The sequence below is a fragment of the Geodermatophilus sp. URMC 60 genome (genome assembly GCF_053502585.1).
Genome location: NZ_CP199958.1, coordinates 4192941 through 4210679 on the forward strand (window position 1 = coordinate 4192941; position 17739 = coordinate 4210679).

Sequence of the window (17739 nt, forward strand, 5' to 3'; positions counted from 1 at the left end):
GCGAGCGTGCCAGTGGTGGGGAGGAGGTGGTCCTCCCGCCGAGCTCGTGAGGGGTGGAGAGGAGGGGGTCCCGTGTCACGCGGTCTGGCGCAGCGGCCTCACATCGGCGTCGTCGTCCAGGGCCGGCCGGGGCGCCGGGTGCTCGACGAGCGCCAGGACCCGGCCGGACATGAACCGGGCGGTGCGGACCGGGGTCCCGCCCCGGGTGCTCTCGGTGACCTCCACGAGCCCGCGGCCGTGCGTCACGTCCACCCGCCGGCCGGCGCGGGTGGCCTCGATCTCGTAAGTGCGGGTGCTCCCGCCGGCGTCGATCACTACCTCGACACGGTCGCCCTTCATCGCGTCCTCCAGACGTCGCGCCGGGCGAGGTTGCCCGACATGGTGACAACGTCCTCCGGGGGTACGACATTCCGGGCTGACCTGCGGTTTCAGTCCTCCGACGGGCGCCGGTGCGGCCGCGGGACGTGCAGCGCGCGGACCGAGGCGAGCGCCGCGCGACGGGCGTGCGCGCGCTGGCGGGCACGACTGGTCCGGGGCGCTCTCGGTTCCTCGCGCAGCAGCGCGTCGAGCCAGTGACCGCGCGGGTCGACGTCCACCAGCAGCGCCTTGAGCAGCAGCGTGAGCGGGATGGCCAGCAGGGCGCCGAGCGCGCCGAGCACCCAGCCCCAGAACAGCAGCGCCACGAAGGTGACCGTCATCGACAGCCCCACCGAGTCGCCGACGAACCGGGGCTGGATGAGCGTCTGGACGACGAAGTTGAGCAGCGCGTAGACGGCGACGACGACCCAGAAGTCGGTCCAGCCGCCGTCGAGCAGGGCCAGGATCGCCGGTGGCACCAGGCCCAGGACGAACCCGATGTTGGGCACGTAGTTGGTGACGAACGACAGCAGCCCCCACACCACCGGCAGGGGGACGCCGACCACCATCAGCGCCACCGTGTCGCCGACGGCCACGATCGCGCCGAACACCGTGCTGACCCACAGGTAGCTGCGCGTGCCCCGGGCGAACAGGCCCAGCGCGATCGGCAGGTGCGGGCGCTCGGCCGCGATCAGCGCCAGCCGCCGGCCGAAACCGCCGGACTCGATGGAGAGGAACACCAGCGCGGCCAGCAGCAGGACCAGTGTCGAGGCGGTGTCGGTGGCCCGCGCGAGCACGCCGGTCGCCACGCCGACCAGCTGGCTGTAGTCGAACTGGGCGACCAGGTCGGAGAGCTGCCCGGAGACGATGCCCCGGTCGTTGAGGTCGCTGACCACCGAGGCGATCAGCGCCTCCGCCGACCCCGCGTAGTCGGGCAGGAGGGCGGCGAACTGGGCGATCGACACCACCAGCAGGGCGACGAAGCCCAGCAGGACGGCCCACACCAGTACCAGCAGGACGGTCGTGCTGGCCCAGCGCGGCCACCCGTGCCGCTGCAGGAAGCGCTGCACGGGGTTCAGGGCGATGACCACGACCAGGGCGAGCAGCACCGGGCCGACCAGCCAGGAGATCGACCGCACTCCGGCGATCGCGATCGTCGCGGTGGCGGCGCCGATGAGCAGCACCATCCAGCGCGGCATCCCGCCGGTCGGCGGCCCGAGCGCGCCTTCGGGCAGGGGGTCGGCCGCCGTCCTGGCCACCGACGCGGCCTCCGCGGCGGCGGCCGGCGGCACGCCGGTGGCCCCGTTGGCCTGCGGGACCTCGGTCCCCGGGACACCCCGCTGCGTGGTCACCGTCGGTCGCCTCAGCCCTCGACGCCGGCGGGCGCGCCGGAGGTGCCGGTGGCCGACGGCCCCGGGTGGATCCCGACCACGTGCCCTCCTCCGCGGTTCGCCGCGCTCGGGCCGTCACCCCGGCACGCGCGGCCGGCCCGCTCAGGGACGCGCATGGTCCAGCAGCGCGGTCATCGCCGGCAGGTCGAAGAACGCCGCCGTCTCCCGGGCGGTCGGGCCGCCGGCGTCCGGGTCGGCACCGGCCTCGAGCAGGGCGCGCACGGTCTCCTCCGACTGCTTGAACACCGCCGCGGCCAGCGCCGTCTGGCCCCGGTCGTTCACCCGGCCGGCGTCGGCGCCCCGCTGCAGCAGCGCGGCGACCGTCTCCGGGTGTCCGTGGTAGGCGGCCAGGATGAGCAGCGTGTCACCCTTGTCGTTGGTCAGGTTCGCCGGCACCCCGGCGTCGACGTAGGCGGCCAGCTCCTCGGTGGCCCCGCCGCGTGCGAGGTCGAAGACCCGCGCCGCCAGCTCGATGACCCCGGGGTCGATGTCGCCACTCCGCTGCTCACTCACGGATCGAGGGTAGGAGGTCGGTCCGTCGGCCGGGGCGCCACGGCACTCAGCCCGCGGCCACGCGGTCGGTGAGTGCCAGCACCCGGCGCCAGACGTCGGCGCACGCCTCGGCCCAGTCGCCGTACGCGCGGTCGAAGAAGGAGTGCGGGGCCCCGTCGTACACGGCGGTCTCCACCTCCGCGCCACCGGCCCGCAGCCGCTCGGCCAGGACCAGCTGGTCCTCGACCGGGGTGGCGGCGTCGGCGCCGGCGATGACCATCAGCGTCGGGCGGACGGCTGGCGCGTCCCCGGTCAGCTCCGGCTTGCCGTAGAAGCCGACGCTGCCGGCGAGGTCCACGTCGGCGCTCCCGGCCAGCCGCCAGGAGTGGCTGCCGCCGAAGCAGAAGCCGACGGTGACCACGGGCAGGTCCGGCGGGTGCGCTCGCGCAGGTACGCGACCGCCGCGGTGACGTCGGCGTCGACACCGGCCGCGGTGACCTGCGGGATGTGCGTCCGCCAGTCGAAGTCCTGCCCGCGGGCCCCGTCCTCGGGGAGGTCCGCCGTCCGGCCGAACCAGTCGACCGCCAGGGCCGGCGACCCGGCCTCGGCGAACCGCTCGGCCAGCGCCACGTAGTACGGGTGCAACCCGCGGATGTCGGGCAGCAGGACGACGCCGACCCGGGTCTCGCCGGCAGGGGCGGCGTACGCGGCGGCGACCTCGGTGCCGTCGGCCGAGGTGAGCGTCAGGGTGCCGCGCTCGGCGACGTCACCGCTCCTCGGCGGGGCGGGCGGGCGGCTGTCGGCGTCGTGGCACACGTCCCCGGTTCTACCCGGAGGGAGGGCGGGCTGCCGGGTGATCGCCCGCTCAGGTGTCGGCGGCGGCGTCGGCCGGGCCGGGGTGGCCGCCGAAGACGTGCGCGGCGACCTCGCGGCGGACGTCGGCCAGCCAGTGGTGCTGCTTGTCCGCCTGCGCGATCAGCCGGTCGAACAACGCGGCGTCGATGCGCGGGTCGGCCTCTCCCGCAGCCCGCAGCGTCTCGAAACCGGCCCGCTTGGCCAGCACCGCGGTGGCGATGAACTCGAACTCGACCAGGTCCGACAGCGGTGAGCGGCTCAGCACGTGCCCGTTGAGCTTGACCCGGGAGATCTTCTCGCCGAGCCAGACCGCGGCCTGCTTGTACTCCCGCACCGGCAGGCCGAGCGCCTCCATCGTGCCCCGCAGGGCCGACCGCTCCTCGCGCAGCTCGTCGAGCAGCTCCTCGAGCCGCGGCTCGTAGGAGGTCCCGCGCCAGCGGCCGAGCATCCGGCTCACGAGCTCGATCCCACCGGTGGCCGAGGCGAGGTGGTCGTTCGTGTAGACGCCGAGCAGGTCCGCGTTGCGGATCCCGCTCGGTGCGGTCGACTCGGACACGGGGTCTCCCGGGGTGCGGACGGCAGAGGTGCGGACCCATTCTGTCCGCCCGGTGATCACCGCGCGCGGTGGCGGCCGGTCAGCTGCGCAGCAGCAGCGCGACGCCGACGCACGCCGCCGCCCACAGCACGCCGGCCAGGGCGCCGATGACGACCCGCTCGGCGGCGGTCACCCGGCCGCCCGCGCGAGCAGCCGCGCCGCGGTGGGCCGCAGCTCGCGCTCCAGCTCCCACAGGCCCGCGGCCAGCCGCTGGCCCACCGCCTGGCGCGAGACCCCGAGCGAGGCGGCGGCGTGGGCCTGGGTGCGCCCGGCGCCGACCAGCTCGATCGCCTCCCACGCCTGCCGGCTGCGCCGCTGGACGACGACGGCCAGCGCGCTCAGCACCGCCTGCGCGTCGCCGGCGTCGGGTGGGACCGCGCCGCGCACGGCCAGCCGGACGCTGCGCTGCTCGGCCGCGTCGACCGCCCGGCGTGCGCACAGGTAGGCGGGCCCGGCCCCGGCGCGGGTGCTGTCGGGCAGCGGTGTCTGCACCGGACCCGCTCCGACGCCGATGCTCCAGCCGCCCTCGCGCACGAGCCGGAGGACGACGTCGACGACGACCGCGGGGTCGGCGAGCACGCCCTGGAACTCGTCGCCCGCCGTGCGCTCGAAGGGCAGCACGGTGGGGACGTCGTCCGCGAGCCGCCGCAGGACGCCGGCGACCCGGTCCGGCCCCCGGCGACCGCCCTGCCGGTCGACGGTCAGCACGTACGGCACTCCGCAAGTCTGTCGGCTTTCCCCGCGGCGGGCAAGCCTCAGAGCTTGTCGACCACCTCCGGAGGGAAGCCGCCCGTCGCGATCGGGCCCCAGCGTTCGATGCTCACCCGCAGGAGGGACTTGCCCTGCCGCGCCATCGCCACCCGGTACTCGTCCCAGTCCGGGTGCTCGCCGCTGATCGCGCGGTAGTAGTCGACCAGCGGCTCGATCGCCTCGGGCAGGTCGAGCACCTCGGCCCGGCCGTCCACCTGGACCCAGGGGCCGTCGAAGTCGTCGGAGAGCACGCACAGCGAGACGGCGGGGTCGCGCCGGGCGTTGGCCGTCTTGGCCCGCTGCGGATAGGTGGAGACCACCACCCGCCCCTCCTGGTCGAGGCCGCAGGTCACCGGGGACAGCTGCACGCCCCCTCCACTGCGCCGGGTGACCAGCACGGCCTTGTGGCGGGGGCGGAGGAACTCCTCGAGGGCGGCACGGTCGACGCGGTCGGCGGTCGCGGTTCTCGGCATGGCCCGGACGTTACGACGGTCACGACATGATCGTCCCGGCCCCACCCGGGGTAGTGGCCTGCTGTGATCGACCGCATGAGGTCCCGACTGCCCGGCCGTCCGGACGCCGCGTCCGCCCCCGGCTCGGGCGACGAGCCCACGGCCACCGCACGGACGCCCAGCTTCTCCGCGGTGCCCACGGCCGCGGTCACCGCGAGCCCCGCTCCGAGCGCCGACCGCGGGCCCCGGCTGCAGAAGGGCGTCCGGGCACTCGCCGTCGCCTCGGCGCAGCTGCTGCTCATCGCGGCGGCGGTGGTGGCGGTCGGCTGGGTGCTCGGCAAGCTCTGGCCGATCCTGCTGCCGGTCATCCTGGGCCTGCTGTTCGCGACCGTGCTCTGGCCGCCCACCCGGCTGCTGCGCCGGCTGCACTTCCCCCCGGCACTGGCCGCCCTGGTGGTGCTGCTGCTCTTCTTCGCGGTCGTCGGCGGCCTCTTCACGTGGATCGTCCCGCAGGTCGCCGACCAGGCCGGCGAACTGGCCGACGCCGCCACCGCCGGGCTGCAGGACGTGCAGCAGTGGGTGACCGGGCCGCCGCTGAACCTCGGTGAGGACCAGATCGGCCAGGCCGTCGACCAGGTCATCGACAGCATCCAGGGGAACGCCCAGAACATCGCCGGCTACGCGCTGACGGGTGTCTCCGCGGTCGGCAACGGTCTGCTCAACCTCCTCCTGGCCCTGGTCCTGGCGTTCTTCTTCATCAAGGACGGCCCGCGCTGGCTGCCGTGGCTGGCCGCGCAGACCGGCCCCAAGGTGGCCCCGCACGTGGCGGCGCTGTCGTACAAGACGTGGTCCACCCTGTCGGAGTTCATCCGGCAGCAGGCCCTGGTCGGCTTCATCGACGCCTTCTTCATCGGGCTGGGCCTGTGGATCCTCGGCGTCCCGCTGGTGCTGCCCCTCGCCCTCCTGACCTTCTTCGGGGCGTTCATCCCGATCATCGGCGCCTTCGTCGCCGGCGCCTTCGCCGTGTTGATCGCCCTGGTCAGCAACGGCTGGCAGACGGCGTTGATCGTGCTGGTCATCGTGCTGGTGGTGCAGCAGCTCGAGGGCAACGTGCTCCAGCCGATCCTCCAGGGCCGCGGGCTCAACCTGCACGCGGCCGTCGTCATCCTGGCGGTCACCGCCGGTGGCAGCCTGTACGGCATCCTCGGCACGTTCCTCGGCGTCCCCGTGGCCGCGCTGATCGCCGTCATCTACCGCTACGTCCGGGACCAGCTCGACGGCAGGACGCCGGAGGTCGCCGAGGACGGCACCCGGGTGCAGGTCACCGGTGACGAGACCGGTGCCACGGTCGTCCGGGAGCGGGTCGCCACCACCCCGGCCGGCGACGCTGCGGACGGCGGGACGGGAGCCACCGCGGCCGGGGACGACACCCCGACCCCGCCGCCCGCCTGACCCCTCCGGAGGACCCCGGGAATGCGGCCGGCACGGGGGGAGCTGTAGACGGCAGACCCGTACCGCGAGGAGGCACCACCGTGGCGCAGCGACCGGAGCAGCTCGTCGAGCTGCTCCCCGAGGCCGAGCCGTTCCTGGCCCGTGAGGCCGCGGTCACCGAGGCCGGCGACCGCCGCGGGCTGGTGCTCGTGCACGACCTCGCCGGCGAGATCGACGCAGCCTCGGCCAGCGCGCTGACCGGTGCGCACCTACTCGGCGCGCTGCCGCACCAGGTCATCGCCCGGTTCGATGCCGACAGCCTGGTCGACTACCGCGCACACCGGCCGCGGATCACCTTCTCCGGCGACCGCTACGACTCCTTCGCCGCGCCGGAGCTGCTGCTCTACGCGCTGGAGGACGACGCCGGTGCGCCCTTCCTGCTGCTGCACGGCGCGGAGCCCGACTTCGCCTGGGAGCGGTTCGTGGCCGCGGTCGGCGTCCTGGTCGAGCGACTGGGCGTCACCTCGGTCGTGTCGCTGCAGGCGATCCCGATGCCGGTGCCGCACACCCGCCCGGTCACCGTCACCGCGCACGCGACGCGGCGCTCGCTGATCGCCGAGTACCCGGTCTACTGGGGCGAGATGCGGCTGCCCGGCAGCGTCGCCGCACTGCTGGAGCTGCGGATGGGCGAGGCCGGCGTCGACGCCTACGGGGTGGCCGCCCACGTGCCGCACTACCTGGCGCAGGCGACGTTCCCGGCGGCGTCGCTGACGCTGCTGGAGCACCTCTCCCGGCTGACCGGGCTGCACCTGCCCACCGAGGCCCTGCGGGAGGCCGCCGAGGCACACCGCACCGAGGTCGACGAGCAGATCGCCCGGTCGCCGGAGAACACCGCCGTCGTGGCGGCACTGGAGCAGCAGTTCGACCAGTTCACCGCCGCCCGCGAGGGCAGCGACCTGCTCAGCGAGATCGGCGAGGTGCCCGACGGCGAGGAGATCGGCGCGGAGTTCGAGCGGTTCCTCGCCGAGCAGGAGCGCCGCCGCGGCGACTGAGGAAGGACCCCCTGCCCCTGACGGCTCCCCCGCTCGCCGCGGGCCCCTGCAGCGGCCGGTGGTCAGCCGGCTGCTTCGTCCGCGCGGCGGTGAGGGCCAGGGCCCCCGAGGACGCCGACGACGGCGAACACGTGCTCCCCGAGCAGGGACGGGAGTCCGGAGCGCACCGGGACCGGGGGACGGCACCGGGAGGCGGTGTCGGCCGGTAGGCCGACCGATCACACAGCACAGCGGGCCGCGACCGGGAGTCCCGGTCGCGGCCCGCCGCGGTGTGCAGGTGCGCTGGCGTCAGCCGGCGACGACCACGTGCTCGTTGGGCACGCAGTGCGTCATGTCGTGGCCGGTCACGTCACGCGGGCCGTTCTTGCCGAGGTTGGCGGCACGCTGCAGCTCCTCCTCCGAGAGGGTCTGGGTCTGCAGCGGCTCGAGGCCACGGACGTCGTCCGCGCTGATGCCCAGCCCCTCGCCGACCCGCTGGCCCCACTCGTCATCGCACATGAAGAAGTGCCAGACCATCCGCTCCTGGATCTCGCGGCGGCACTGCGAGAGGGCGTCGACCAGGTTCTTGACCAGGTCGTCCTTCTCCCACTGCTCGGAGAGCTGGTAGCGCTCGCCGGCCTGCGCGTAGTCGTTGGTCCGCGGGATCCGCCTGCGGGTGAGCCGACCCGTGATGACTGGGCCCTGCTCGTCGTGCGTCGGGTACTCGGCCTCACGCAGTCCGCCGAGGATCGACGGCTCGTAGTTCACGTGCGGGTTGGTGCCATCGGCACGGTCGACGCCGTAGGCCATCTGACCGTCGCGCTGGTTGGTGGCCACCCGGGTCTTCGGCTGGTTCACCGGCAGCTGCAGGTAGTTCGGGCCCACCCGGTACCGCTGGGTGTCGGAGTAGGAGAACGTGCGACCGACCAGCATCTTGTCGTCGGAGAAGTCCAGTCCGTCGACCAGCACACCGGTGCCGAACGCGATCTGCTCGTTCTCGGTGAAGTTGTCGACGGGCATCCGGTTGAGGGTCATCGTGCCGACCTTGCGCACCGGGAAGAGCTCCTGCGGCCAGACCTTGGTGTCGTCCAGCGGGTCGAAGTCGAGCTCGGGGTGCTCGTCGTCACTCATGATCTGGACGTAGAGGTCCCACTGCGGGTGGTCGCCGGCGGCGATGGCGTCGTGCAGGTCCTTGGTGTGGGCACCGAGGGTCTGCGCCTGGGTGGCGGCGGCGTCCGCGGCCGTCCAGGACTTCACGCCCTGCTTCGGGTACCAGTGGTACTTCACCAGCACGGTCTCGCCCTGCGCGTTGACCCACTTGTAGGTGTTCACGCCGAAGCCCTGCATGTACCGGTAGCTGGCCGGCGTACCCCGCGGGCTGAAGACCAGCGAGATCATGTGCATGGCCTCGGGGGTCTGGCTGAAGAAGTCGAACGCGCGCTCGGCGACGCTGGCCTCGAAGGTGACCGGGTCCGGCTTCTGCGAGTGGATGAAGTCGGGGAACTTGATGGCGTCCCGGATGAAGAAGACGCCCAGGTTGTTGCCGACGAGGTCCCAGTTGCCGTCCTCGGTGTACATCTTCACCGCGAAACCGCGCGGGTCGCGCGCGGACTCCGAGGAGTCGCGGCCACCGGCGACGGTGGAGAAGCGGACGGCGCACTCGGTGCGCTTGCCCTTCTCCTGGAACAGCTTGGCGCGGGTGTACTTGCTGATCGGCTCGTCGCCCACGGTGCCGTCGGCCTCGAAGTAGCCGAACGCGGTGATGCCGCGGGCGTGGACCACGCGCTCCGGGATCCGCTCCCGGTCGAAGTGGCTGATCTTCTCGAGGAACTGGTAGTTCTCCAGCGTCGCCGGGCCACGGGCACCCACCGTGCGCTGGTTCTGGTTGTCGTAGACCGGGTGGCCCTGACGGTTGGTCAGGACCGGACGGTCCGCCTCGCTCGGCGCAGGGCCCTGCGATGCGACGTCGGTCATCCTCTTGCTCCTCCTCGATTGTCGTGCTGAAGGACCTGAGCGGTCTCTCCTGGCGTCCCTACCCGGCATCGCCGGCAGAGACCCCAGAAGACGACCTCCGCCTCGTCCACGACGAAACCCGCCGTGTCCGAGGGCGTCAGGCACGGGGCCGCCCCCACGGTGCAGTCGACGTCAGCGACCGCACCGCACGAGCGGCAGACCAGGTGGTGGTGGTTGTCACCGACCCGCAGCTCGAAGAGCGCGGGAGCGCCGGCGGGCTCGATCCGGCGGGCCAGCCCACTGGAGACGAGCGCCTCGAGCACCCCGTAGACCGCCTGGGGCGACAACGTCGGGTGCACGGTGCGGGCGGCGGTGACGATGGCGTCGACGTCCGCGTGCGGACGTTCGGCGAGCACCTGGAGCACCGACAGGCGGGGCCGCGTGACGCGCAGCCCCGCAGTGCGGAGCTGCTCCTGCCAGGTCGTCTCCATCGACGTCCACCCAACCGTCTTTTCTTGATCGAGTCAAGACAAGGGGGTGGCGGCGGGTCAGCGACGTCCGCGGCCCCGTCCGGGGGCTCTGGACCCTCCCGGCCCGCCCTGGACCCGCGAAGAGCTCGGGGAGGGGTCCCTGACGGCACGGGGTGGGGAGGACGGGGTCCCCCGTCACGCGAAGACGATGGTCTTCTCGCCGTCCACGATGACCCGGTCCTCGACGTGCCAGGTCACGGCCTGGGCCAGGACCTGGCGCTCGACGTAGCGGCCGATCCGGCGCATGTCCTCGACCGTCGCGCGGTGGTCCACGCGGGCGACCTCCTGCTCGATGATCGGCCCGGCATCGAGCTCCGGCGTCACGTAGTGCGCGGTGGCGCCGATCAGCTTCACGCCGCGGTCGTGCGCCGCCCGGTAGGGGTTCGCCCCGACGAAGGCCGGCAGGAAGCTGTGGTGGATGTTGATCAGCCGCTCCGGGAACCGGCTGCAGAAGTCCGCCGAGACGATCTGCATGTAGCGCGCGAGCACCACCAGGTCGACGTCCCCGATCAGCTCCAGCGCCCGCGCCTCGGACTCCGCCTTCGTCTCCGGCGTCACCGGCACGTGGTGGAAGGGGACGCCGGCCGCGCGGGCCACCGGCTCGAGGTCGGGGTGGTTGGAGACGACGGCGGCGATCTCGGCGCGCAGGTCACCGGCGCGCACCCGGTAGAGCAGCTCCTGCAGCACGTGGTCGGTCTTGGAGACGAACACCGCCAGCCGCGGGCGGTGCGCGGCCTCCGTCAGCCGCCAGGTGAACTGCCACTGCTGCGCGAGCAGAGCCAGGGCGCCCTCCAGCTGCTGGCGCCGGGCGGCCAGATCGGCGAGGAAGAACTCCAGTCGCAGCGTGAAGGTGCCGCCCACCGGGTCCGACGAGTGCTGCTGCGAGTCGATGATGTTCGCTCCGACGTCGGCCATCAGCCCACTGAGGACGGCGACGATCCCGGGCCGGTCGGGGCAGCGGACGACCAGGCGGCCGACGTCGTCCAGTCGGTCGTCGCGCGGGCCGGGCGAGGGCAGTTCAGACGGGGCGGACACGGCTGTCGAGGATGCCACGCACCACTCGGCCCCCCTCCCCGGCGTCCCCGAGCGTGCGAGGGGATCCGGGAGGGGGACCTTCCCTCACGCCGGGGGCAGGACGGCGCGTCGCGCCCCGGCGATGTCGAACAGGTCGCCGTAGTCCTCGACGCGGGCCAGCACGTCCTCGGTGCGGAACCGCAGCGCGCCGGGATCGGCGCCGTCGAGCACCGCCTCGACCTCGTCCCAGCCGATGGGCGTCGACACCGGGGCGTCGGGCCGGGCGCGCAGCGAGTACGGGGCGACCGTCGTCTTGGCCGGGTTGTTCTGGCTCCAGTCGATGAGCACCTTGCCCGGCCGCAGCACCTTCTCCATGCGCCACACGACCCGGTCGGGCGTCTCGGCGGAGAGCTCCTGGGCCAGCGCACGGGCGTACCGGCTGGGGTGCTCCCGGTCGGTCACCCGGATCGGCGCGTAGACCTGCATCCCCTTGGAGCCCGACGTCTTCACCACCGGGTCCAGGCCGTCGTCGACCAGCCGCTCGCGCAACCGGTCGGCGACCTCGCAGCACTCCAGGATCCCGGCGTCCGGACCCGGGTCGAGGTCGAGGACGAGCAGGTCCGGCAGCGCCGGCTGCAACCTGCTGCCCACCTGCCACTGCGGCACGTGCAGCTCCAGCGCCGCCAGGTTGGCCGCCCACGCCAGGTCGGCGACGGTCTCCAGGATGACCATCTCCAGGTTCTCCCGGCCGCGGGAGCTGCCGGGGCTGGGCACCGTCACCTTCCGCACCCAGTCCGGCGCGTGCCGGGCGCTGTTCTTCTCGAAGAACGCCTGCCCCTCGACCCCGTCGGGCCAGCGGGTGAAGGTCACCGGCCGGCCGGACAGGTGCGGCAGCAGCACCGGCGCGATGCGCACGTAGTAGTCGATGACCTGCGCCTTGGTGAAGGAGACCTCGGGGAAGAGCACCTTCTCCAGGTTGGACACGTGCAGCTGCCGCCCGTCCACGCGCACCAGCTGCCGGCTCACGCGAGGACCCGTACCCGGCTCACCACTCCTCGACCACGTCCTCCGGCACCAGGTCGTCGCGCAGCCCGCGCCACGACGGGTGGCGCATCCGGCCGTCGGCGGTCCACGCGGCGAAGGCCACCTCCCCGACCAGCTCCGGCACCACCCAGTGCGCGTCGCGGGTGACCTCCCGGGGCAGCGCGTCGGCGAACGGCGAGGCGTCGGCGGGGGTGAGCAGCGGCCAGAGCTCCCCGAGGGCCGCCGCGGTGAAGCCCGTGCCGACGTGCCCGGCGTAGACCAGCCGGCCGGCGTCGTCGTGCACGCCCACCAGCAGCGAACCCACTCCCCCGGCCCGTCGGCCCTGCCCGGCCCGCCAGCCGCCGACGACGACCGCCTGCGTCCGGACGTTCTTCACCTTGCGCCAGTCCGGCCCGCGCAGCCCCGGGCGGTAGGGCGAGTCCAGCCGCTTGGCGACGACGCCCTCCAGGCCGTTGTCCCGGCTGGCGGCCAGCACCGCCGCGCCGCCGCCCCGGAACCACGGCGTGGGCACCCACCGCTCGCCGGCGACGCCGAGCGCCTCCAGCCGTTCCCGTCGCTGCGCGTACGGCAGGTCGAGCAGGCTCTCGCCGTCCAGTTCCAGCAGGTCGAACACCAGGTAGGTCACCGGGGTCGCTGCGGCCATCCGGCGCACCTCCGGGCCGGTGCGGTGCATCCGCCCCTGGAGTGCGCCGAAGTCCGGTCGGCCGCGCGCGTCGAGGGCGACGATCTCGCCGTCGACGATCGCGTCGTGCCCGCCCAGCGCCTGCGGCAGTCGGCTCAGTTCGGGATAACGGATGGTGGTGTCGGTGCCGCTGCGAGCCCACAGCGCCAGCGCCCCGGCCCGCACGACGGCCACCGCCCGCACGCCGTCCCACTTGAACTCGTAGCCCCACGCGTCGTCCTGCGCCGGCGGCGGCAACTCACCCGGGGTGGCGAGCATCGGCACCAGGGGCGGCCCCTCCGCGGGGGCGTCGAGCGCGCGGACCCGCCAGCCGCCGTCGGGCACCCGGAAGAGCACGTGGCGGCCGCGCAGCCGGCGTCCACCCAGGGCGACGACGACGCGGGCGTCGGTCCACTGCTCGACGGCGTAGCGGCCGGAGTCCCACGGCCCGGGGCCGAGGCCGGCGTCGGCGCCCGTGGGGACGGCGGGCAGCGCGGGCCCGCGCGCGGTCGGCGGCCCCTCCGGCAGCAGCCAGCAGCACGGGACGCCGTCCCGCTCCAGCCGCAGCTCGAGGCCGGACGCGCACTCGGAGACGGCGAACGGCTCCCCGGTAACCGGGGGCGTCTGCCGGGCACTCCCCCGGGCCGGCACCTCAGGCGCTGCGGCGGGCCCGCTTGGCCGGCGCCTTCTCCGCGGTCGCCTTCTCCGCGGTGGTCGCCCTTGCGGCCTTCCGCGGTGCCGTCACCTTCTTCGCGGTCACCTTCTCCGCGGTCGCCTTCTCCGCGGTCGCCTTCTCCGCGGTCGCCTTCGCGGCTGTCGCCTTCCTGGCCGTCGTCTTCCTGACCGTCGTGTCCTCCGCCGCCGTGGCCTCCCGCGCCGGCGTCCGGCGGGCCGGGGCCCCGTCCCCGGCCGGGGGCGTGGCCTTCCTCGCGGCGGTGGCCTTCCTGGCCGGAGCCCGCCGGGGCGGCGCCTCCTCGGCGGGAGCGCCGCCCCGGGCGGCCTCCACGCTGCGGCGCAGAGCGCTCATCAGGTCCACGACGGCGGCACCGGACTCGGCGGTCTCGGGCAGCGGCTGCACCTCCCCGCCGCTCTGCTTGGCCTCCAGCAGCTCTGCCATCGCCTCGCGGTAGTCGTCGGTGAACTCGGTCGGGTCGAACTCGCCGGTCATCGAGCCGATCAGCGCCTCGGCCATCTGCAGCTCCTGCGGCCGGACGGCGACGTCCTCGTCGAGGAACGCGAAGTCGGGACGGCGGATCTCGTCGGGCCAGCGCATGGTGTGCAGCACCATCACGCCGTCCTTGACGCGCAGCGCGGCGAGCGACTCCCGCGACCGGATGGCGATCTTGGTGATGGCGACCCGGCCGGCGTTCTCCAGCGCGTCGCGCAGCAGCACGTACGGGCGGGTCGCCGAGGGGTCGGGCTCCAGGTAGTACGTCTTCTCGTACTGGATCGGGTCGATCTCGTCCTGGTCGACGAACTGCAGGACCTCGATCTCCCGCCGGCTGGCCAGCGGCAGCTCCTCGAAGTCCTCGTCGGTGAGCACCACCAGCTGGCCGTCGGGCAGCTCGTAGCCCTTGGCGATCTCGGAGTACTCGACCTCCGCGCCGTCGATCGAGCACACCCGCCGGTACTTGATGCGCCCGCCGTCGACGGCGTGCACCTGGTTGAACCGGATGTCGTGGTCCTCGGTGGCCGTGTACAGCTTCACGCCGATGCTGACCAGGCCGAAGGACACCGCCCCGCGCCAGATCGACCGCATGCCCGTGCTCCCGTCGAGAGACCCGTCCGTGGACCGCGGGCGGGGAAGGCCAGTGCGGTCAAGATCAGCAGGATAGGACCGCTGCCAGCCCCGTGGCAGGTCGAGCGCTGCCGCCTCCTCCGGACGGAGGAGTCACTGCACGCCGGCCTCCTCCTCGCCGCCGGGTGCCAGCGCGCCGTTCTGGATCGAGTCGTACACGAACTGCAGGATGTCCGACCCGGCGACCAGGGTCATGGTGAGGGCGGCCAGCCGGGTGGCCTTGGGCGCGGTCACGTAGCCGAAGACGAGCCCGGTCGCCACCCACTGCGCCAGGCAGAAGGGGCAGGTCAGCAGCTCTCCGATGGCGTGCTTGACACCTCCGTGCTCGCGGACCTCCTCGGCGACCTCCGCATGGCCCGACGGGCCCTGGAAGGTCGTGAAGGGCGCCCGGAGCGGGCTGGTCACCGGGTCCTTCGCGATCCGCCGCGCCAGCCGGAAGGTGGCCACCGCCAGGAGCGCCGCGTCGCCCGGCGGGATCCGCTCGGGCAGCTCCCGGCCCGAGGCGCGGACGGCGGCGGCGCCGGCCGAGACCAGGCTGAGGTAGACGCCCATCGCGCCGAGGTCACCACCCAGCGGGCGCGGCTCCCCCTGTGTGTACTCGCGCTTCTGGTGGCGGGCCCAGCGGCGCACGGGAGCCCCGATCCGCTGTACCTCGTCTGCGATGGCCATGCCAGTCGCGCTACCCACTCCCGGGGGGCCCATGCCACTCCCAGGGGTCCCGTGCGGACCGCCCGGGACGGACCGCCCTGGACCGGCGTCCGCGGGCCGGGTCACGCATGGGGCGGAGTCCGACGGGTAGGGCGAGATCACGACGCCGGTCGCCCGACCGGTCCCCCGTCCTCGAACGGACGAGCGTGCGCGGGGCGGACGCACGCAGAACGGAGACAACCCCATGACCGAGCCGGACCCGAACGACCGCGGAGCGATCCACTCCGCCCTCAACGACAGCGAGTTCCCCGACGACGAGCGGGGTCTCACCGGGACCCGTGACGACGTCCGCGGCGAGACCGGGGGCACCGGCCCCGAGGGCCAGACCGCCCGGGACGTCTTCCCCGAGGACAACGGCGTCCCGGACGTCTCCCAGGACGACTTCCCGACCATGCAGCGGTCGGAGGACCCGCAGTTTGCTCCTGAGCCGGGCGACCGGGAGAGCCACCAGACCGTCGGCTTCGGCACGACTGCGTTCGAGCAGTCCGAGGGCAAGTCGCTGTCCGGGCGTCTGGAGGAGGAGATCTCCGACGACGTCCCGGACGTGCGCCCCGCGGAGGACCCGGGCCGTGGCCTCGGGCAGCTCGAGCAGGACTACGACACCACCCCGGACACCGACTCCGGCACCAACCGCACCGCCGACGACATGGAGGCCAGCCGCGACCCGGTGGTCGGTGGTGAGGGCCCGGAGGAGACCGCCATGCACGTGGTGGACTGAGGAAGGCCCCCCTCGCGACCGGGAGCGGCCCCCAGGTCCCGGCTCGACCGACCGGCTCCCCGCCCACCGACTCGTGACGCCGCGCCTCCTCCCCTAGGGGCATGGCGTCACGAGTCGGTGGCGGTCGTCGGGGGCGGGTTGGCGCGTTCCACCTCGGATGTCTACCTTGATGGAGCGGTTGAGCAGGCAGCCGCGGCCGTGCCGGGCGACCTCCCGGTAGGGACACGAACGGACGACGTGCGTGTCCGGGGGCCACGACATCCGGGAGGCCGCGCAGCGGTAGATTGACCGGGCGGTCGTGCCGCCGGGTACTGCCGTTGAGAGGAGCTCAGCCCGTGACCACATCCGACCTGCCTGCCGAGGGGCAGCCCGACGTGTCGACCGAGGGCACGGAGGCACCCTTCGACGACGTGATCACGCTCTCGACCTCCACCGGCGAGGACGGCGTGGTCACGGTGACGGTCGTCGGCGAAGTGGACACGTTCACCGCCCCGGTGCTCCGGTCGTCGCTCGACACCCAGCTCGAGCAGCAGCCCAAGGGCCTGGTCATCGACCTGTCGGGCGTCCAGTTCCTGGGGTCCGCCGGCCTGGCCGTCCTCGTCGAGACGCAGAAGTCGGCCCGCTCCCGTGACGTCGACCTCCGCCTCGTCGCCACCACCCGGGCGGTCACCCGCCCGCTCGAGGTGACCGGCCTGATCGACCTGTTCACCATCGTCGACGGCAGCGCCCGCTGAAGAAGGACCCCCTGCCCCCACCGCTCGCCAGCTCGCGGCGGGACCCTGCAGGGGGCCACATGACGAGAGGCCCCGCTCCGGCGGGGCCTCTCGTCGTCCCGGGTCAGGACCGCAGCCCGCTCGAGCACGCGAAGGGGGCCGGCCCCGCCCCGGGCCTGCGAGGGGTGGGGGGGACGGGGTCGTCCCTCAGACGCTGAGCAGCTGACAGACCGCCTGCTCGAGCACCTTCTGCGCCGTCCGGTCGTCCCGCGCCCCCGCCGCCTCCTGCAGCGCGTGCGCCACCGTGTCGCCGTTCTCGAACCGGTCGACCACCCGCGGGTCGACGTAGCTGGCCTTGCACACCGCCGGCGTGTTGCCCAGCGTCTCCGACACCCGCTCGTAGGCCTGCTTCAGCACCCGCTTGCGCGCGGTCTTCGTGGCCGGCTCGGGCGCCTCGGCCAGTGTGGCCGCCATCAGCACCGTGGCGTTCCAGGTGCGGAAGTCCTTGGCCGTGATCTCCGCGTCGCTGATCTCCTTGAGGTAGGCGTTCACCTCGGCGCTGGTCACGTCGTGCCAGATCCGCCCGCCACCGGCCGGATCCTCCACCCAGTAGCCGAGCAGCTCCTCGCCGCCGTCCGGCCGCTTGAGCAGCTCACGGACGACGTCCGCCGTGGGCTTGTCGGTGAGCTCCAGCTCCCGCTCGATGCCCCCCTTGGCGGTGTAGGAGAAGTACACCCGCTCGCCGCGCACCCGCACGTGCTCCTTGCGCAGCGTGGCCAGCCCGTAGGTGCCGTTGTCCTCGGCGTACTGCTCGCTGCCGACGCGGAAGGCGCCGAGGTCCAGGAGCCGGACGGCGGTGGCGAGCACCCGCTCCCGCGTCAGTCCCGTCCCGTGGATCGCGTCGACGACGGCGTCGCGCACGTCGGGCAACTGGTGGGCGATCTCCAGCACCCGTTCGTGCTTCTCCGCGTCCCGCCGCGCGCGCCACTGGTCGTGGTACCGGTACTGCCGGCGGCCCGCGGCGTCGACCCCGGTGGCCTGGATGTGCCCGTTGGGCCACGGGCAGATCCAGACGTCCCGCCAGGCCGGTGGGATGGCCAGCGAGCGCAGCCGCTCGAGGCGCTCGTCCTTGATGAGCGCCCCGTCCTCGTCGTAGTAGGCGAAGCCGCGGCCGGCCCGCCGCCGACGCCAGCCCGGGCCGTGCACGTCGCTGCGGCGGAGTCTCACGCCAAGGGGATGTGCACCG

At 73.6% G+C, this 17739-nt stretch carries 20 protein-coding genes; 4 read left to right on the forward strand and 16 right to left on the reverse strand.

The window, feature by feature from the left end; genetic code table 11:
• Nucleotides 1-75: 75 nt before the first annotated feature.
• From ACWIX3_RS19785 to ACWIX3_RS19820, 8 genes are all read right to left on the reverse strand, one after another.
• On the reverse strand, nt 76-339 hold the full coding sequence (locus tag ACWIX3_RS19785) for a hypothetical protein (protein ID WP_448609059.1): 264 nt from the start codon (nt 337-339) through the stop codon (nt 76-78).
• 89 nt (nt 340-428) lie between these two features.
• A complete protein-coding gene (locus ACWIX3_RS19790) occupies nt 429-1709 on the reverse strand; it encodes an AI-2E family transporter (RefSeq protein WP_448609060.1) in 1281 nt (426 codons plus the stop codon).
• A 141-nt stretch (nt 1710-1850) separates the two neighbouring features.
• The gene (locus tag ACWIX3_RS19795; protein WP_448609061.1) at nt 1851-2261 is read right to left on the reverse strand and encodes an ankyrin repeat domain-containing protein; all 411 of its coding nucleotides are present in this window, start codon (nt 2259-2261) and stop codon (nt 1851-1853) included.
• A gap of 46 nt (nt 2262-2307) precedes the next feature.
• Complete coding sequence (locus ACWIX3_RS19800) at nt 2308-2661, reverse strand: dienelactone hydrolase family protein (protein ID WP_448609062.1); 354 nt, start codon at nt 2659-2661, stop codon at nt 2308-2310.
• Nucleotides 2553-3056, reverse strand: coding sequence for a dienelactone hydrolase family protein (locus ACWIX3_RS19805; RefSeq protein ID WP_448609063.1), 504 nt, complete (start codon nt 3054-3056; stop codon nt 2553-2555). Before ACWIX3_RS19805 ends, ACWIX3_RS19800 begins: the two co-directional genes overlap by 109 nt.
• 49 nt (nt 3057-3105) lie before the next feature.
• Nucleotides 3106-3651, reverse strand: a complete 546-nt coding sequence (locus ACWIX3_RS19810) for a hypothetical protein (protein WP_448609064.1) — start codon at nt 3649-3651, stop codon at nt 3106-3108.
• Nucleotides 3652-3819: 168 nt separating this feature from the next.
• Nucleotides 3820-4407 carry a hypothetical protein gene (locus tag ACWIX3_RS19815; protein ID WP_448609065.1) on the reverse strand — a complete coding sequence of 196 codons (588 nt, stop codon included), beginning with the start codon at nt 4405-4407 and terminating at the stop codon, nt 3820-3822.
• A 38-nt stretch (nt 4408-4445) separates the two neighbouring features.
• Nucleotides 4446-4913 carry a PPOX class F420-dependent oxidoreductase gene (locus tag ACWIX3_RS19820; RefSeq protein WP_448609066.1) on the reverse strand — a complete coding sequence of 156 codons (468 nt, stop codon included), beginning with the start codon at nt 4911-4913 and terminating at the stop codon, nt 4446-4448.
• Between the two features lie 75 nt (nt 4914-4988).
• Between ACWIX3_RS19820 and ACWIX3_RS19825 the strand changes: the two genes are divergently transcribed.
• A complete protein-coding gene (locus tag ACWIX3_RS19825; RefSeq protein WP_448609067.1) occupies nt 4989-6344 on the forward strand; it encodes an AI-2E family transporter in 1356 nt (451 codons plus the stop codon).
• Nucleotides 6345-6424: 80 nt separating this feature from the next.
• Entirely contained in the window at nt 6425-7375 is a 951-nt protein-coding gene (locus tag ACWIX3_RS19830; protein WP_448609068.1) for a proteasome assembly chaperone family protein, read from the forward strand.
• Between the two features lie 288 nt (nt 7376-7663).
• Here ACWIX3_RS19830 and ACWIX3_RS19835 read toward each other — a convergent pair whose 3' ends face one another.
• The 7 genes from ACWIX3_RS19835 to ACWIX3_RS19865 all read right to left on the reverse strand — a co-directional run bounded on the left by ACWIX3_RS19835 (nt 7664) and on the right by ACWIX3_RS19865 (nt 15023).
• The gene (locus tag ACWIX3_RS19835) at nt 7664-9328 is read right to left on the reverse strand and encodes a catalase (protein WP_448609069.1); all 1665 of its coding nucleotides are present in this window, start codon (nt 9326-9328) and stop codon (nt 7664-7666) included.
• The gene (locus ACWIX3_RS19840; RefSeq protein WP_448609070.1) at nt 9325-9798 is read right to left on the reverse strand and encodes a Fur family transcriptional regulator; all 474 of its coding nucleotides are present in this window, start codon (nt 9796-9798) and stop codon (nt 9325-9327) included. Before ACWIX3_RS19840 ends, ACWIX3_RS19835 begins: the two co-directional genes overlap by 4 nt.
• 174 nt (nt 9799-9972) lie before the next feature.
• On the reverse strand, nt 9973-10872 hold the full coding sequence (gene purU / locus ACWIX3_RS19845) for a formyltetrahydrofolate deformylase (protein ID WP_448609071.1): 900 nt from the start codon (nt 10870-10872) through the stop codon (nt 9973-9975).
• Between the two features lie 84 nt (nt 10873-10956).
• Complete coding sequence (ligD, locus tag ACWIX3_RS19850; RefSeq protein ID WP_448609072.1) at nt 10957-11877, reverse strand: non-homologous end-joining DNA ligase; 921 nt, start codon at nt 11875-11877, stop codon at nt 10957-10959.
• A 19-nt stretch (nt 11878-11896) separates the two neighbouring features.
• The gene (ligD, locus tag ACWIX3_RS19855) at nt 11897-13207 is read right to left on the reverse strand and encodes a non-homologous end-joining DNA ligase (protein WP_448609073.1); all 1311 of its coding nucleotides are present in this window, start codon (nt 13205-13207) and stop codon (nt 11897-11899) included.
• A 1-nt stretch (nt 13208) separates the two neighbouring features.
• Nucleotides 13209-14315, reverse strand: a complete 1107-nt coding sequence (gene ku, locus ACWIX3_RS19860; RefSeq protein WP_448609074.1) for a non-homologous end joining protein Ku — start codon at nt 14313-14315, stop codon at nt 13209-13211.
• 132 nt (nt 14316-14447) lie between these two features.
• Entirely contained in the window at nt 14448-15023 is a 576-nt protein-coding gene (locus tag ACWIX3_RS19865; RefSeq protein WP_448609075.1) for a DUF1360 domain-containing protein, read from the reverse strand.
• 223 nt (nt 15024-15246) lie between these two features.
• On the opposite strand from ACWIX3_RS19865, the gene ACWIX3_RS19870 reads away from it, so the two are divergent.
• Nucleotides 15247-15780, forward strand: coding sequence for a hypothetical protein (locus ACWIX3_RS19870; RefSeq protein WP_448609076.1), 534 nt, complete (start codon nt 15247-15249; stop codon nt 15778-15780).
• Nucleotides 15781-16115: 335 nt separating this feature from the next.
• Nucleotides 16116-16514, forward strand: coding sequence for an STAS domain-containing protein (locus ACWIX3_RS19875; RefSeq protein WP_091376003.1), 399 nt, complete (start codon nt 16116-16118; stop codon nt 16512-16514).
• A gap of 186 nt (nt 16515-16700) precedes the next feature.
• Here the strand turns inward: ACWIX3_RS19875 and ACWIX3_RS19880 are convergent, their stop codons facing one another.
• Nucleotides 16701-17720 (reverse strand): DNA topoisomerase IB, encoded by a 1020-nt coding sequence (locus tag ACWIX3_RS19880; RefSeq protein WP_448609077.1) that lies wholly within the window; start codon nt 17718-17720, stop codon nt 16701-16703.
• Nucleotides 17721-17739: the final 19 nt, after the last annotated feature.

Bases quoted from the DNA above. Each gene is read 5' to 3' on its own strand.
- ACWIX3_RS19785 (WP_448609059.1), bottom strand. From the start codon at position 339: ATGAAGGGCGACCGTGTCGAGGTAGTGATCGACGCCGGCGGGAGCACC.
- ACWIX3_RS19820 (WP_448609066.1), bottom strand. From the start codon at position 4,913: ATGCCGAGAACCGCGACCGCCGACCGCGTCGACCGTGCCGCCCTCGAG.
- ACWIX3_RS19825 (WP_448609067.1), top strand. From the start codon at position 4,989: ATGAGGTCCCGACTGCCCGGCCGTCCGGACGCCGCGTCCGCCCCCGGC.
- ACWIX3_RS19835 (WP_448609069.1), bottom strand. From the start codon at position 9,328: ATGACCGACGTCGCATCGCAGGGCCCTGCGCCGAGCGAGGCGGACCGT.
- ACWIX3_RS19840 (WP_448609070.1), bottom strand. From the start codon at position 9,798: ATGGAGACGACCTGGCAGGAGCAGCTCCGCACTGCGGGGCTGCGCGTC.
- ku (WP_448609074.1), bottom strand. From the start codon at position 14,315: ATGCGGTCGATCTGGCGCGGGGCGGTGTCCTTCGGCCTGGTCAGCATC.
- ACWIX3_RS19865 (WP_448609075.1), bottom strand. From the start codon at position 15,023: ATGGCCATCGCAGACGAGGTACAGCGGATCGGGGCTCCCGTGCGCCGC.
- ACWIX3_RS19870 (WP_448609076.1), top strand. From the start codon at position 15,247: ATGACCGAGCCGGACCCGAACGACCGCGGAGCGATCCACTCCGCCCTC.